The following is a 17,232-nucleotide window of genomic DNA, read 5'->3' on the forward strand; positions in this document are numbered from 1 at the left end:
TGATTGAATCTTTCTTTTCACAGCCGCAACCCTGGTTACCGCTCCTTAATGTTTGATCAGATCCAACGTTTCATCGAACTGTTGCTTCTGCTCTTCAATCTTGTGCTCATTTCCAATAACACACCGATGCTGTTGCTCCAGAATGGCAGAGACAAATCCGGCAAACCCGATAATATCGCTCTCTTTCGTACCAAGCACCTCATTGCGCTCCTGCTGCAGATCAGCTTCCGTCACATTGGACAGATAACATTCCAGCGAGAATGCCCCTTCACTGTAAGGCGTTCTTGGCGTATCCAGATCCTGGATCGCACCAATGATATAACGAGTCATCTCCCGTTCGTCGGCACGGAAATCGTTCAAATACTGCGGAATCTCCTCGTATACTTTGTAGGTTTTATCCAGATTCGGATCACGGTAGGAAGCCAGGAAACTGTCACCATTCCGTCTGAACCCGGACATACAGCCGTAAGCGCCACCTTTGGCACGGATATTGTTCCACAGATAGTCCAGTGACAATATACCCTGTAACACACGTAATGAGCCCGTATAGGCGTAGCCCTTTTCAGCATAGTTCCCGGTTTGAACGACATATTGAACCTCGGAAGGAGAACGGAAACCTTCGTTATGTGTTGCAGGCGTAAAGGTAAAAGCTTCCTTCGCCACATCATGTGTGAACAGCTTGGCTTTCAGTGCGGACACCTGCTCTTCCAGACCTTCGTATCCTTTATCGTCTGCCGTGTAACTGACAAGCAGGTTCTCCGGTCTGAAAATGTAACCCATCAGCTCTTGCAGGCTGGAAGACAGCTGTTCTTTTTTCGCATCAAAGTTCGCCTGTAGATCCTCAAGCCACTGATAATAAGCAATCCCGCTAACCGCCTCCCGGAAATCAGCAACGGCTGAATGTTTCGAGGACGATCTGGCAACTCCTGCGGAATGACCACTGTTGATCAGACTGCGTTGCAAATTACCTTTGACCTGAGAAATAATCTCGAAAAGTCGCTTCGAGTTGTCAAAACGGGACGTAAACACGATCTCCTTGATCATATCAAAAGCAAATCCCAGTTTGTCATACAGTACTTTCGCATTGAACTCATAGGTTGCTTTGAAATCATGAAGCTGATGCGCATTCGCATAAGAACCAACCCCGCTGTTGATGCCTCCAGAATGGATATGAATTTCATTCGATAACTCGTTAAACAAGTAGTTTTGAGTGTCCACGTAACCAAGGACGTTTTTGAGCAATCCCACATAAGGCAACAAGCGGCGCGGTACTTCCTTGATATCAAACAACATTCTCAGATAACCAATACCGTTCGTATACAAGTTATGATGCAAAATCGTTGTGCCATCCACGTTGTTCAGCGTTTGGTACAGTTTAGACGCCTTCGTATCAATGTCCTCAATAGACAACGTCGGGATGACTTGCTGCTGTTCTTTGGTGGAAGGGGTGTTCTGGTACTCGGCAAGCGCCTCGGTGCGCTTAATCATATCCTGCACCTCTTCTGGACGAAGTCCAGCCTGCACCGACTTCAACCGCTCCTTCAGTGCCTCTTCCTTGCGTGCGTTCAAGCCTTTGTCCGGTGTGAGCGCAACAAATGATGTATGTGTGTTTTGTAATAAATACTTCTCAATCAGTTGTTCAAAATAACCGTCTTTCATTTTGGACCGAAGTTCTGCAAATACATCATTCGCTTCAAAATACGTGAAAGGCGCTTCCTTATCATACAGCCAGCTTTGGAGGGAGGAGAGTCCGTAGATCAGTCCTTTCGGCATCCGGCCAAAGTCCGCTTCCCGGTGGTTGAACTCATAAGAATTAATGCCGGCAAGCAATGCTTTCGGATCAAAGCCTTCTTTTACAACGCGCTCCAGCACTTCCTTGATTGTCCCGAGAAATTCGTCCTTGCTGGACAAGTTGCTCTTCTTCAGTCCCACCGTGAACACGGGTTGATACAAGCTATCATCATAAGAGCCGTAGACATCCTTCGCGATGCCTTTATCCAGCAAGGCTTGCTTCAGAACAGCTCCCGGTGCATTGAGCAGTGCGTATAACAAAATCTGAAACGCAATGTTCAATTCCTTATCCAAACTTGTGCCAATCACCGCATTATAGGTCAAAAAGCTATTGTCTACTTCGGATTCCGTACTTCCCGCAGAGTAGGACTTCACCGTATCCACCCGTTTCGGGAAAGCAGATTGCAGTTTAATCTCGGAGTCAATCTCGATCCGATCATAGTTGCCTAAGTAATTTTCATCCAGCCACTGCAGCTTTTCTTCCATATCCATATCCCCGTATAGATAGATGTAACTGTTGGACGGATGATAGTACCGTTTGTGGAAATCAAGCAATCCTTCATAAGTGAGATCCAGAATCGCCTCCGGGAAGCCCCCAGATTCACAGGAGTATGTTGTATCCGGGAAAAGAGAATTCAGCACCTCTCGTCGAACCAACCGTTCTGGCGAAGAAAAGGCACCCTTCATCTCGTTATACACTACGCCGTTGTATGTCAGTTCGTCTTCTGGTGAAGTCAGGTTGTAATTCCAACCTTCCTGCAAAAATATTTTTTCATTCTCATAAATATTCGTATTTAATACCGCATCCAGATACACATCCATCAAGTTATGGAAGTCATGATCGTTGCGACTCGCAACGGGGTAGACGGTTTTGTCAGGATACGTCATCGCGTTGAGGAATGTATTGAGTGAACCTTTGAGCAGCTCCACAAAAGAATCTTTAGCCGGGAACTTTTTCGAGCCACATAGCACGGAGTGTTCCAGAATATGAGCTACCCCTGTATCATCTTCAGGAGGTGTGCGAAAACCGATGTTGAACACCTTGTTATCATCACTATTGGACAACAGTATGATATGAGCACCCGATTTTTGATGTTCCAGCAGGTACGCATCGGATTTCAGTTCTTCGATTCTACGCTCCTGTAATACCTTATATGGCTTAAGCTGTTTCAACATAAACTTGAGTCCTCCGTCCATAGATTGTTGTGTTGGTTGATGGGAAAGGTAATATATGCCTATCGATAGTATACACCATTGTGACCTCTCTTCATAAATAGACGCCCGAATCCACTTTCTGATATGTATTATGTGGGGGTTGTGTTTATGAAATGTGTTGTGCAAATGAAATTGTTGGATGTGATAAGCACCTCTAAAATAAACAAATCTTATAGGTCTATTGATCCCTTTCCACTTTTCAAACTTTGAAGATACAGATCAAGGTTAAAGAAAGCAGCTCAAGTTGAGCTGCTTTCTTTAACCTTTTTTAATATTTCTAGATATTACGTTAGTACCCTGTTTTTCTTTCAAGTTCAATAATTGGTGGAGTTGTGTCTCACAAACCATTCCTATTTCTTCAAGCAGGCAAGGAAAAGCTCCGCTGTTTCCCGCTCAGTAGCATATAATTTATTTAATCTTTCCTTGAAATCAGTATTATAAGTGACAGGCCTTGAGGATTCTACGTAATACAATACTTTATTTTTGTAAGCCTGCCAACTATTACTAAGGTCTTGATACTTTTTTTGTAACATATCTTTTTCTTGTTGATCAATGACATTATATTCGTATAATAATTCCACCAAAAGAAAATTCCTTTTTTGTAAATTAAATGGCATTTTGCATATATGATATAAATGTTCTTTATCCTTCGCCGCAAATACGATTTCATCAACATTTTCTGCATAACATTGGATGGCGCCAATGCCATATTCATCATAATATATTTCGTCATAATCTTTACGAACATTTGATAAATATACGTTTAGGTTATCTACTGTTAACTTTTTCAGATCCTTGAATAATGTTTTTGATTCTTCAAATGGCTTTAATTTTAAAATGTGCAAAATAACGTTCTCTTCATTTGTACCATTGTTCATATTTTGAAAAGCCAAATTAAAGTCTGTGTAAGAAAGATTGTATTCTTCTAGATGCCCCAGTTGCACACAATCCTCCAATAACAAAAAAGACTGCTTGGCTTCATCGTATCCATAGATTAGAGTAGGATGTATTAAAGTTTTTTTCTTGTACTCAATACCACCAGAAAAGTAAAACCGATCCAACTCTAGTGATACATAACAACCTTCGCTTAATTTTTGTTTGATTAAATTTTCAGCCTCGTCCTCTGAGTTTGGCCATAAGTGCTCCACATGAAAAAATTGATCAAGTTCTGGTAGATTGTAAAGTACCTGTAATGTGAGCCATCCTTCATTTAAGTACTCTTGAATTACATCCTGACCCGATTTTTCTGGTATTAACAATCTCTTTGCATAATAAGCCTGAGAGAAGCAAGGAAGATATGTCCACACTTCGTTGTGTGCACTTAGGATGCTTAACATATTATTGGAAACACAATTAATCCATAACTCATTGTAAGGCTTAATAGCTAATTCTATTCGTTTCACTTAAATTTCCTCAATTCCAGCATTTTTAATTTTCCAATAAAACCCCTTTTTATTCATTAACTCTGAATGTGTTCCTACTTCAGCGATCCCGCCTTCGTTCATAACGATAATTCGATCTGCTAGAGGCAGAAGACTCAGGCGATGGGTAATGAGGATTGCAGCTTTATTTTTTAAGAAGTTTTTCATGGATTCCACTATTTTTTGTTCGTTTCCTTTGTCTAACGCAGATGTAGGTTCGTCCATAATAATAAAATCACTCTCAGTACGTATAAACGCTCTAGATAATGCTAACCTCTGCTTTTGCCCACCTGAAAAATTGGATCCTTGTTCACTAATAAGAGTATTAAAAGATTCAGGCAACTGTTCAATGTATGTTTCTAGCCCCGCTAAAGTTGAAGCTTTACTTATATCGTGGTCGGTAATTCCTTGTAAATTCAGCTCCATATTTTCACGTATGCTTCCCGAAAAAAGATAAGCTGATTGACTTACATACACAGCATTCTGAGTAGAATCTGTCTCTTCTCTAATGACTACTCTTCCAGATGTAGGTACATAGAGACCACTACACACCTTAGCGAGTGAAGATTTGCCAGAACCACTTGCTCCTATAACGATAACTGTCTCATCTTTTTTTAATTTAAAATTCACATTTTTCAAAATTGCTTCATGACTACTTTCTGGCTGAAACGATACATTTTCCAAAGAAAGCACTGTATCTTTATCTAATAATCCTTGTTCTTTAGAAATTATCGTTTCGCTATCCGCATTACGGTTAGTTTTTAGAAATTCGTTGATTCGCCGGAAAGCCCCTACCCCTTCTTGCACCTGACTATACTGATTTGACATTCCAAGAACTGGCCAAACAACCAACTCAAAAAGCACACTAAATGTAACAATTGTACCTGGAGTTAATGAATCTCTTGAAGCAGCAATTGCAATGAAAATTAGGGCAACAATATAGATTAATTGAAAGCTACCTTCTGTAAAAGTTCGACTCATAGAATTGACCATGGCAAGTTTAGTTTGTGATCGGTTTAGTTCACCCCTCTGTCTCTCAAATTGATCTACATAAAGATTCTTGGCCCCATATATTTTAACAACCGCCAAGCCTTGAATAAATTCTTGTGATGTTTCACGTAGTTTCAGTTCTTTCTCCTGTACAAGGCTTGATTGATTGCGTATCTTTCGATCGAAAATACGACCAATCATAAAAAGAACAGGGGATCCAAAAGCACCTAACAATGCTAATACCACATCTATTCGAATTAAGTAAATGAAAGAGAAGATGATAAGTAACAAGACAGTGGCGAACTCAATTAACGATTCTATAATTTTTGAACTATGCTCAACATCTTCCTTCACTCTGGAAACTAGTTCTCCAGAGTGAAACATCTTTATTTTTTGATATGGCATATTGTTAAGTACATCGAATAACCTCAACGTCAGATCACGATGAACGTAACCGAGTAACTTAACGATGATATGGCGATGTATTGATAAAAATAGAATGCCTGCTAATAGTAAAGAAATGACTAGTTTGATTAAGGAGAAAAGTTCCTCTTTCGTACCTGTGGTCGCGGTATCAATGAATAATCCCTGAATTTTAGCTACACCTATCTCAAACGAAACATCTACTAGCATTAAGAAAGGGAGAAAAGCTAAAATCATCCAATATTTTTTCAAATAACCCCATAAAAGAGATAATGTTTTTTTTGTACTGATAATCTCATCCATACGTTATGCTAATCCCCTTCCTACATGTATTCGTTTTGTAACAATCGGTAATATTCGCCTTGCTTGTTTATCAATTCTTCGTGACTGCCGATTTCTTCAATAACACCGTCTTTGAGATAAACAATAATGTCTGCATGTCTGATCGTTTCTAGATTGTGAGCAACAATAAATGTTGTGCATTCTTTTGCAATGTAATCTATCGACTCTTTGAATTTTTTCTCATTTTCAATGTCCAAAGCTGAAGTTGGTTCGTCTAACAAAAAAATTGCGGGTCTTCTCAAATAGACACGAGCTAAAGAAAGTCGCTGAATCTCTCCTCCAGACAAACTAACACCACGCTCTCCAATAACCGTATTATAACCTTCGGGTAGAGCAACAATCCTGTCATGTAAATGAGCCAATCTCGCCGCAAATTCTATTTCCTCTGATGAAGCATTATTTAATCCGAAACAAATATTATCTCTAATGGAACCAGTGAAAATGACCGCATCCTGAGAAACATAACCGATACAGCTTCTCCATTCATGAATATCGATATCATTAATAGGTACATCACCGTATAGGATTTTACCTTGCTCAGGGTCATAGAATCGAAGTAGTAATTTCATTAAAGTTGACTTACCTGAACCACTTGGACCAACGATCGCAACCGTTTGACCTGAGTTGATTTTTAAATTGAAATTTTTCAAACCTTTGTTTCCATTTGAGTAACTGTACTTTAGGTTTTCAAACGTAAGGTTGTAAGCATTTACATTATCAGAGCTAACTCTCCCTTTTAATCCATTGTTTTTCTCATCAGGTAAATCTATGATTGTAAAAACTCTCTGTGCTTGTGTTAGAGATTGAATCGTATCAGTCCATAAACTAGAAATAGATAACAGTGGATTTATAAGTTGTCCACTTGTAACAACAAATGTAGCCAAACTCGCCACAGCCAAGTCTCCATTGAACACCTGATAACCGCCGAAACCTAGCGTGAAAATCATTCCACCAAAAGTAGCAAACCTATTCAGTGAATCGATGCTTCTCTCTAATATAGAGATTTTAAAAGTACGCTGTAGAACCTGATGAAGTCTGTCCGATAGCAATAATCGTAAATGTTTTTGCAATTGGAATGTTCTTACTTCCTCAACACCTTGTACGGATTCTTGAAGTATAACATCTCTTTTTGCAACTTCGTCCCCTTGACGGTCATAATGATTACGCAAAAACCGCGATATAGGGTAAGTCATCATCGGATAAGCTAATGTGAAGCTAATCAATCCGATGGTTAAGGGGAAATTTAGCCAGCTGAAATATGCCAAGCTGAAAAGTATCTGTAGTAGATTTTGAAATAAAACAAGAAACTTTTCGTTGACTCCTGTTTGTGCATTGGTGACAGAGCTAAGCAATCTACCTAATAGATCACTGCTATGATAGTCCTCTAAGGACTCTTGCTTCTTTCTGTAAATCTCGTTAAGAACGTCACGTTGCATTCCGCTTATAGATTCATTTTTCACTTTAATCATAACTCTGTCCTGTAAAAGACCAAGAACTATTTGAACTAGAGTAGTAGCTATTGCTAAAAAAGCACCAATATACACGGCTTGAAGAGACTTTGAGGTAGCACCCGAAATTATTCTTCGAATCGATTCAAGATAACCTAAGTTTATAAAAGCTAAGCACACAATTATTAGTAATAAACAAATATATAATATAATATAAGATTTAGAATGCTTAATTAGCCTCGAGAAAGTTTTAGCAGCTGAATATGAGACAGTCTTATCCATTTTTTTTCTCTAAGGAATTATTTTTGTTTAATTCGGATTCGATATAATCTACAATATCTTTGATCGTCGGAAAATAACTAATGTCTAATCTCTCTTCATCAAATGAAATATTAAATTCATTTTCTATTAGAATTACAAGTTTGATAAAGCTAATAGAGTTAACTCCAGCTTGAATTAAATTCGTTTCCATTGAAATTTCTATTTCAATCCCAGGTAGTTCTTTATGCAACATATCAATAAATTGCTTTTCAATTTCATTAGTCATATTTATAGTACTCCTGTCTTATTGAATTTTCATTTCGGTTAATATTTGTTGAATGACTTTTTCTTCATCCTCATGAATAAAAAAATGACCACCATGAAATATTTTTATATTTTTTTGAGTTGATTCTGTAAAATCATACCACCCGCGTATTGAATCTAGGTCACAGGGTGTGTCTGCGTCCCCAACATAAATAGACAAGGGCAGCCCCATTGAAGGTGTTTCCTGAAAAGCATACTCTTCGACTAATCGAAAGTCATTTCTAATAACAGGTAAGAAGATACTCAGCAATTCCTGATCTTGTAAAATAATTTCCGGTGTGCCTCCTAAATTCCTAATGGTCTCTAATAGACTAGAATCATTTATTTCTTGTACTTTCTTTTGTCTACTGGTACCAAACAAGTTAGGAGGTAAACACCCCGAGATAATAACATGTTGGGGAATATTCTCCTTTTTCCCCTCAAGTCTTCTTGATACTTCGTAAGCTAACATACCACCTAAGCTGTGTCCAAAAATGCTGTAGGACGTCTCAATATTGGCATCTTGAATTTGCTGAAGCAAATCTTCAACACCATCATCAAAGTTATCATACAATGCCTCATTTAAGCGGCGACCATGCCCTCTCATTTCCAATGGAATTATATGTACAACCCCTTCTAAACTTTTCCTCCATTTATAATATATCGAAGCATTTCCGCCGGCATAGGGAATACAAAATAACACAGGCGTGGATTGATTGCTCATAAAATTGGCTTCCTTTCATTAATGCAGACCAACTTTTTTTCCATTTCCAGTATTCTATATATTCCATCAATAGAAATAGAAATCCGATCATATGAATAAACCGAAGAAAAATAGTATTTCCCCCAAATAATACGAATACTTTTCCACTCTTCTAATAAATTGCCTATCAGTTGTAATCGTTCTTGGTTTTGATCAAAATAAAAATATCTTGCACATTCAACCTGTTTAGCTGTAACAATTTGATTTAGACTTGAAAATATGGGTTCTATAAATTGAACCAGATGATCCGGATCCCGACATACATCCTTAAGCCATCTTGAATATTGTTCTAATTGAATAATACCTTTTTCATATAAATGTTGGTGATTAATTATATTATCCTCAAATCTTCCAACCCAACTGTAATTTTCATCTTCAGATTGATAAAAAAATTCGTAATAAGAAATAGGGTTTTCTTCAGAATGCTTTAAATCGAAAAAGCCATTGTAAGCCTGTTTAAGACTATCAAACGAAAGCCATTTCAACTCATAGTTTAGACTGTCTTTGTTCAAATGCTCCATTATAGCAAACTGTTGAGTAGCATCATTGTAACCGATGATTAATATCGTATGAGCCCAATGTTCATTGAGGTACATGTCTGAGCGAATATTTTCAAAATAGCAGTCTAGCCAAATGATAACTGGATTGTTAAGATTAATGGCCTGAATAAGCTCATTAACTATGTCGTCTTTTCTGTGGCATGTATTGATTTTATAGTTTTCTTCAACGAAAATTTGTTCAGGATCACGGAAGTTATGATATACCATCTCTAACATGCCAGGCGTTTGGATGTTTTGATTATATAAAATAATATCATTTGTAATATGTGGATATATGCTTCTATTCATCCATTCTAATACGGGAAACAAGGCATTATAAAAACAGCTTTTATAAAAAAAATGGTTAAATGGTTTAATTCCCTGAATAACTTTTACTGTCATCTAGTTCCTCCTGTTCCGCCATCTCTAATTTCATCTCATTGTATTTTATCTCCACGTAGCGGGCAATTTCAGAGAGTTGCGAGTTTTCAAATATGACTTCTAACGTCAAATCCACCTCATATTTTTCATATATCTTAGCAATCATGTTCATTATATTGATAGAGTTCCCACCAAGCTGTAAAAAAGCATGATTCCGTCCAACTAATTCAATTTCAAGGATTTCCTCCCAAATTAGGGCAATCTCTTTCTCATATTGACTAATCGGTGGATCATATTCTACCAAATCAGGTGCAGGAAGTGCGGAGTATTCAATCTTTCCATTTTCATTGAGAGGAAATTCCAAAAGCTCAAAGAAATATGAGGGAATCATTGGCTCCAACAAAATATTTTCAATACTTTTTTTATATTTTTCAAAGGAATACGAAGTTTCATCTGGTGATCTAAAATTGGGAATGACATAGGCAACTATCATTAGATCTCCTGAAGGCATGTCCTTTGCGATCACAGCTACATCTTTTACTAGTCCCGTAGCCATAATAGTGTGCTCAATTTCATTTAGTTCAACACGATGTCCTCGAATCTTGACTTGTCTGTCTTTTCGTCCCATAAATTCAATATTTCCATCTGGCAGCAATCTACCCATATCTCCAGTTCTATATACCCAGTCTCCTTCAAGTTCAGAGAATGGATTTTGAATGAATCTTATTCGGTTTAAATTTTCATTATTAAAATATCCTAGACTGCGGTAAGGAGTACGAATAATGATTTCTCCTTTAGTACCATCAGTACAAACCTGTAATTCTTCGTTCACAATAACTGCACGTGCTCCGGACATTGGTAGGCCAATGGGCATTCTTGCACGATGTACATCCTGTGGTTTTATTTTGTAAAATAATTTGGCCAGTGTAGTCTCGGTAGGTCCATAAAGATTAATTAGTTGGACGTGAGTACCCATTGTCTCATACCAATTTTTTAATTTTTTAGGACTAATCTCTTCTCCAGCTAGAAATATATATTCAAGAGATTTGAAATATTCTCGATCTTGTTTAAACATATTCATATTTTTGAATAAACTTGGGGTACAGTGAATTACTTGAACTTCACTTTCTTCTATCCATGTCATTAGTTTTTCCGCGTATAAGAGAACAGACTTGGATTCAGGTATGCAAATGGTTCCTCCTGATAGTAGAGGTACCAGGATATCTCTTAGAAAGGGATCGTGACTTGGAGAAGTCAGTTGGCTAACTTTCTTTCCACCCATTAAATCAAATTCGTTGATTTCCCAATCTGTGTAGTGCAGCAACCCTTTATTTCGACCGACTATTGCATTAGGCAGTCCACTAGTTCCTGATGAAAAGTATATATACACCGCATCATCCTCATCATATTCGAGAGAATGTAAAATTTCAGTGTTAGCTAATATTTCTAGATTAGAATTTGTTGCCTCAAGCAGCCTAACGCCGCGTTCCTGGATCATGGCAAACCGCGATTCAATATGCTCCACGATAATTACTTTCAGTTCCGCTGCTTCTATCATGGATTCTAATCTTTTATTCGGATAATCGGCATCTAGGGGCACAAAAACACAACCAGCATTCCAAATACCAATCATCGCTGCGATTAGAATAAAACGGTCATGGACAGAAACACCAACAAAGCTTCCCGTCTCTATATTTTCATTTCTCAGCCAATGGGTAATCTGATTAGATTTTGACTGTAACTCGGAATATGAAATATGCCGAGTTTGGTACTCTATTGCACATTGATTCTGATATAAGCTAAAACTTTCTGATATTTTTGCCTGGATTGTTCTCTCATCCACCACTTTATACCCCCAGTTTTTAATTTATAAGTCCGGCATATCAAAGACATCTAAAAACACACAAAAAGTAATAATAATAATTAGTAAATCTCTCTCATAGGGAACATTTAGTTTGAAACCATTTTGACTATATTGAGCCAATAATTCATGCACAAAATCAGGGTTAAAATAACCTTGTTTTTTTATCCTCTCATAAGAAAGAAGGCTTAGTAAATATTCATTCCCCTCTTGAATCAATTCGGGACTGCCAGGAGCTACGAAAGCAAATTTGGGACGTTTAATTATTTCTTCAGGAACGAATTGATCAGCAATTTTTTTTAATGCATACTTCTCGTTAAAACCTTTCAGTTTTAGATTTGGTGGTAGTATTCTCGAAGTGAATTCGATTAGCTTCGCATCTAAAAACGGATAACGAGCTTCAACTGAATTCGCGTAGGCCATTCGATCGCCATGACCGGCTAGCAAATGTTCAGGAAGTCTTAATTTAAAATCAATGTACGAACGTTTATGTAATAAATGAATATCTGTGATCTTGTTCTTACAAATGACAGGATGATTTAGACAATTTATCAACGAAAAATCAACTGATATCTTTTCACTATAGAGTTTTAATTTTAAATATTGAAGTTCACTGTAATTTTGTTCATAAAAAAAACTGGGATCCCCCCATAAATTTTCTCGAATGGCAAGTTCTTCTTTTGCAACCGCTTTAGTACCTTTTTGAGCATTAAACTGATCAAAACGGTAACCCACATACCCTGCAAACAACTCGTCAGCACCTTCACCAGTAAGTATTGCTTTAATTCCTTCACGATTTACAAGTTTAGAAAGCATATAAGAAGCCGTATTGTAACTCTCTTTTAAAGCGGTCTCCGAATGCCATACCACATCTCGCAATTGTTCTGTGATGTCGTTTATATCAAATTCATATTCATAGTGTTTGGAGTTTATCGTTTTTGCGATCAGTTTCTGATATTTGGCTTCATTTAATTTTTTGTCTCGAAAAGTAATAGAGAATGTTTTCCTTGAGTCTGTAGAGAACTCTGATGCCTTAAGAGCGATCATAGAGGAGTCTAAACCTCCACTCACGTACAAACCTACCGGAGAATCAGCATTCAACCTAATATTTACAGCTTCTGAAAAAACATCTTCTAATTCTTCTAAATAATCATGCTCTTGTTTTACTGATTTCCCCACTTCATTTAGCTTTGGATATATAAGATCCCAGTACTGAACTTTCTCCGCTACACCACCAGAAATTTTCAAGTAATGCCCACTCTCAAGACTAAAAATATCTTCAAATAAGGTGTTTGGAGCAACTATGCTAGGGAATGTAAATAGTTGATCTAGAGCAATAAGATTCACCTTTTTTTTAACTGAGGGGTGTTGCAAGATTGACTTGATTTCCGATGCAAATATGACGTCGTCGTTTTTAATTGTATAGAATAACGGACATATTCCCGTTTGGTCACGTATAAGAAACATTTCCTCACGTTTTGAATCGTATAACGCAATGGCGAATTGACCATTCAAATAGTTTATAAAGTTCATCCCATATTGTTCATACAGATGAGGTATAATTTCCATGTCACAATTTGTATTAATTACATGCCCATGGGTTAGCAGCGTTTGTTTTAAATTTTCATAGTTGTAAATCTCTCCATTACACACAGCCACAACTGTACCTTCTTCGTTAAAAAAAGGCTGCTGACCATGCTCAAGATCAAGTAAACTAAGTCTTGTAAAACCCAACGCTAATCGTTTCGTTATATATTGGGAACGATCGTCTGGTCCTCTATGGTGGAGTAATTGAATCATCTTTTCCAATGTAGCAACAGCAACGACATTATCTTTCAATTTTAGATTGAACACACCGCAAATTCCGCACATATTACCTCCACAGTTAATAAATGAATTAACTATATGTATTGTACAACCGGAAGAATATCGACTTCTGCATCGTAAGCTAATGACGGTTTCGAAATAGGTAGCTGAATTAATAATTATTTTTAATTCAAAACGTGATAGAAACCGTCATTAACATATAAAAGTCAATAATTTATATTCTGACTTAAGTATCCCGTCAATTTAAATCATCATTAAAATCAAGAAAAGCTTTATCGTTTCTTGAGCTTTCAATTAAGAAGATGTCTCTTAATCTTACATTCGAATTTGAGCATATCTCTTTAATTAAGTGAAGATAGTTATTTAACCATAACTGGATCGTTGATTCCCGGTACAGTTCAGTACTGTAATCTAAAACAATCCCTAATTTCTCAGGAGACTCATAGACTTCCATCTTAAAATCAAATTTTGCTGTATCATTAGAAAACTGCTTACTGACGAAAGATAAGTTATCAATATTCATAATGTTTGATTTGTTATTCTGCATAATGAACATTGTATCAAACACTGGATTTCTGTTTATATCGTGAGAATATTCTGCTTTTTGAGCGATCAGTTCGAAAGGATAGCTCTGGTAATTCAAAGCATTATGGATTATTTCACGCACAGAATGTAAAAACTCTTTAAATGTTTGATCTTGTTTCGGCTTCACACGCAATGCAAGTGTATTTACAAACATGCCCACAACCCTTTCCCACTCTGATCGTGATCTGCCTGAGGTGGGGGTACCTATTATAATGTCTTCTTGACCTGAAAATTTATGCAAGAGCAGCGCATATACCGCAAACAGAAAAGTGAATGTGGTTACTCCTTCTGCCATTGCCTTCTCTCTTACTTGACTAGTTAGAGCTGAGTCTAGATCAATACCGACCTCATCTCCCGTTCCTTCTCGTATGTCAGGACGACTATAATCCATTGGCATATCTAGAACAGGAAGTTTTCCCTTCAAATGCTCAAGCCAGAATCGTTCCTGTTCATCAAAAATTTGGAGGCCTTCCTTGCTTTGTTGCCAGAATATATAATCTTGATAACTGTGACTAACAACTTCAAGGTTTTTTCCAAGATAGAGACTGACAAAATCTTCCATTAAAATATTCATAGATACACCATCTGAAACAAGATGATGCACATCAAAAAAGACACAATAATGGTCACTACTACAATGAACTATACCTACTCTGATTAAAATTTCAGTAGATATATCAAAAGGTCTTACAAAGTCCCGATATAGTGATTCAATATCATTATTTCCAAGATGAAGATGCTCAATTTCAAACTCATATTCTTCTATTTTCTGCATGGGCTCTTGTTTTACAAAATGAAATGACGCTTGCAAATGCTGATGTAATTTAACAAGTGTATGAAGTGAATCTTCTAATCTTTCTAGGTCAATCTCTCCAAATATATCTAGAGATCCAGGCATATTGTAACTTGTATTTAATTTCGATCTTTGAAGAGCATAAAATATACCTCTCTGTGCAAATGTAAGCGGTATAAATCCCTTATTTTTTACCACCGGATCATAGGATTTTATCTGACGCATTGGGTCTGATTTTGTTTCCACATAGTTTGTAAACTCTGAAATCGTAGGATGAACAAATAATTTACTGATCTCAAGATCAACCTGAAGATGATCACGTAGCTTATTAACAATTTTCAGAGCATAAATGGAGTCTCCTCCTAATTCATAGAAATTAGCATCTTCATTTATTTCGTTGTAACCTAACACTTCCTTCCAGACTTGATTCACTGTCTGCTGAACTGTTTTGATGGATGTTCCATTAGAATAAGTTTCATCAACACATTTATTCTTGTCGATCTCCAACCAACAACGAATTCTTTCAAACGGATACGAAGGAAGTGAAATCTTATTTACTGGAGCATTATAAACATCTCTTAAATCAACTTGTTCTCCCTGTAGATATTGGTTAAACAAGTCTCTGAAAGGTTCGTAAAGACCTAATTTAGTAGGTAGAACAAAACGATCAAACGGAACTACAAGACATAAATCTAATTTGCGTAGGAGGTCTTCATAATCGGTAAAAAAGACTAATATTCGCTCCGAATAATGTCCCCTACCTGTATTAATTGTATAGCACATCCCTTTCAAGTCAACATCTGGATTTAAAGACAAAAATGATTTATATGTTTTGAGAAGTACGTAAAGCACCTCAGAGTTTCGTGCAGAAATAGCTAATACATTAATTGAATTTTCGTTTAAGTGGCTCGTATCGGCTGTCTGTAGTGTCTTAGTATCGTACGCCTCTAAAACCAGATGGCAATTAGTTCCACTCATACCAAACGCACTCACCCCACATCGTCTAACAACGTCATTATCACTCCATTGAGATAATGCTTGGTTGACATAGAAAGGCGAGTTGATAAAATCAATGAGTTTATTCGGACAATCAAAATGTAGAGATGGAGGGATTACTTTGTGTTTTAGTGACAATACACTCTTGATCACTCCAGCAATTCCTGCTGCTGCATCCAAATGCCCAATATTCGATTTTAAAGATCCGATACCACAGAATTGCTTTTGATCTGTGAATTTCCTCATTGCTCTGGTTAGAGCTTCTACTTCAATAGGATCTCCTATTTTGGTACCCGTTCCATGTGCTTCTATATAAGAGATCGTACTCGGTTCGATTCTGGCATCTTTCCAGGCTTTAAGCAATACTTCTTCCTGAGCCGCAACATTAGGCGTAGTAATACCAGCAGATTTACCATCCTGATTAATTGCACTACCTTTGATGATAGCGTAAATATGGTCTCCCTCACTCTGAGCCGCATGAAGTGATTTCAACATAATTGCAGCGGCTCCTTCTCCACTAACTGTTCCATCAGCCCCTTCTGCAAAAGCGCGAACCTTAGATGTACTAGATTCAATTCCAATCTTGTTTCCACTCTCTGTTGGCAAAAGATTGAGATTTACTCCACCACATATGGCTGCCTCGCAATCCCCATTACGAATAGCTTTACAAGCTGTATGTATTGCTACTAACGAAGAGGAGCATGAAGAATCAATTAGCATACTTGGACCCTTCAAATCTAATAAATAGGAAATTCTGCTTCCTATAATAGCATTTAGCCCCCCTGCTACATTTTCCAACTCAGGGCTAATATCTTGAACATAATTTTGATACAGCCCACCAGCGTTTCCGCTAAAACCGACATATACTCCAGTTTCACTACCAACTAATCTGGTGCCCCCGTATCCAGCATCTTCAATAGCCTTCCATGCAACCTCTAAAAAGAGCCTTTGGTTTGGATCCATTGCTTTTGCTTCGGCAGGAGATAATCCAAAGAAGTGAAAATCGAATGTATCGACATTTTTCACATATCCTGCTTTAACATATCCGGGATTTGGGACGTTTTTAAAGTCTAGATAACGATCCAAATCCATTTTTCTATCTTCCGGTAATTCCACAATTAGATCTTTGCCATCGCAGAGGTTTGTCCAAAACTCATCTAATGTCTCACTACCTGGAAAATAACCTGCCATTCCAATAATGGCAATATCCCTGTTATCTACTTTTTGTACATTCTGAACGATAGAAGCCTTGTTGCTACTGTACCCTAAAGATAAATCCTTCAATTTCATCAT

The 17,232-nt window shown here is 37.3% G+C and carries 10 protein-coding genes; all 10 read right to left on the reverse strand.

Translation table 11 applies throughout. The features are described 5' to 3' along the window. Positions 1 to 45 precede the first annotated feature (45 nt). Positions 46 to 2,967, reverse strand: a complete 2,922-nt coding sequence (locus tag ACT89M_RS19410) for an insulinase family protein (protein ID WP_308722801.1) — start codon at positions 2,965 to 2,967, stop codon at positions 46 to 48. Between the two features lie 389 nt (positions 2,968 to 3,356). Next, entirely contained in the window at positions 3,357 to 4,409 is a 1,053-nt protein-coding gene (locus ACT89M_RS19415; RefSeq protein WP_253492791.1) for a hypothetical protein, read from the reverse strand. After that, positions 4,410 to 6,143: an ABC transporter ATP-binding protein gene (locus ACT89M_RS19420; protein ID WP_308722802.1), complete on the reverse strand. Its 1,734-nt coding sequence runs from the start codon at positions 6,141 to 6,143 to the stop codon at positions 4,410 to 4,412. A gap of 20 nt (positions 6,144 to 6,163) precedes the next feature. Continuing rightward, the gene (locus tag ACT89M_RS19425) at positions 6,164 to 7,912 is read right to left on the reverse strand and encodes an ABC transporter ATP-binding protein (RefSeq protein WP_154888216.1); all 1,749 of its coding nucleotides are present in this window, start codon (positions 7,910 to 7,912) and stop codon (positions 6,164 to 6,166) included. After that, positions 7,905 to 8,177: an acyl carrier protein gene (locus ACT89M_RS19430; protein WP_154888214.1), complete on the reverse strand. Its 273-nt coding sequence runs from the start codon at positions 8,175 to 8,177 to the stop codon at positions 7,905 to 7,907. The genes ACT89M_RS19425 and ACT89M_RS19430 overlap by 8 nt, the downstream gene beginning before the upstream one ends. 18 nt (positions 8,178 to 8,195) lie before the next feature. Continuing rightward, complete coding sequence (locus ACT89M_RS19435) at positions 8,196 to 8,918, reverse strand: thioesterase II family protein (protein WP_154888212.1); 723 nt, start codon at positions 8,916 to 8,918, stop codon at positions 8,196 to 8,198. After that, on the reverse strand, positions 8,915 to 9,898 hold the full coding sequence (locus ACT89M_RS19440; protein ID WP_154888210.1) for a C39 family peptidase: 984 nt from the start codon (positions 9,896 to 9,898) through the stop codon (positions 8,915 to 8,917). The genes ACT89M_RS19435 and ACT89M_RS19440 overlap by 4 nt, the downstream gene beginning before the upstream one ends. After that, entirely contained in the window at positions 9,870 to 11,720 is a 1,851-nt protein-coding gene (locus tag ACT89M_RS19445) for a non-ribosomal peptide synthetase (protein ID WP_154888208.1), read from the reverse strand. The genes ACT89M_RS19440 and ACT89M_RS19445 overlap by 29 nt, the downstream gene beginning before the upstream one ends. Positions 11,721 to 11,744: 24 nt before the next feature. After that, positions 11,745 to 13,610, reverse strand: coding sequence for an asparagine synthase (glutamine-hydrolyzing) (gene asnB, locus ACT89M_RS19450; RefSeq protein ID WP_154888206.1), 1,866 nt, complete (start codon positions 13,608 to 13,610; stop codon positions 11,745 to 11,747). Between the two features lie 193 nt (positions 13,611 to 13,803). Continuing rightward, positions 13,804 to 17,232, reverse strand: coding sequence for a condensation domain-containing protein (locus ACT89M_RS19455; protein WP_308722803.1), 3,429 nt, complete (start codon positions 17,230 to 17,232; stop codon positions 13,804 to 13,806).

The sequence above is a fragment of the Paenibacillus sp. NN59 genome, assembly GCF_057597225.1.

Excerpts from the sequence above, each read along its gene's own strand:
- ACT89M_RS19410 (WP_308722801.1), bottom strand. The coding sequence starts at position 2,967 with ATGTTGAAACAGCTTAAGCCATATAAGGTATTACAGGAGCGTAGAATC.
- ACT89M_RS19440 (WP_154888210.1), bottom strand. The coding sequence starts at position 9,898 with ATGACAGTAAAAGTTATTCAGGGAATTAAACCATTTAACCATTTTTTT.
- ACT89M_RS19425 (WP_154888216.1), bottom strand. The coding sequence starts at position 7,912 with ATGGATAAGACTGTCTCATATTCAGCTGCTAAAACTTTCTCGAGGCTA.
- ACT89M_RS19455 (WP_308722803.1), bottom strand. The coding sequence starts at position 17,232 with ATGATGAAATTGAAGGATTTATCTTTAGGGTACAGTAGCAACAAGGCT.
- ACT89M_RS19430 (WP_154888214.1), bottom strand. The coding sequence starts at position 8,177 with ATGACTAATGAAATTGAAAAGCAATTTATTGATATGTTGCATAAAGAA.
- asnB (WP_154888206.1), bottom strand. The coding sequence starts at position 13,610 with ATGTGCGGAATTTGCGGTGTGTTCAATCTAAAATTGAAAGATAATGTC.
- ACT89M_RS19420 (WP_308722802.1), bottom strand. The coding sequence starts at position 6,143 with ATGGATGAGATTATCAGTACAAAAAAAACATTATCTCTTTTATGGGGT.
- ACT89M_RS19435 (WP_154888212.1), bottom strand. The coding sequence starts at position 8,918 with ATGAGCAATCAATCCACGCCTGTGTTATTTTGTATTCCCTATGCCGGC.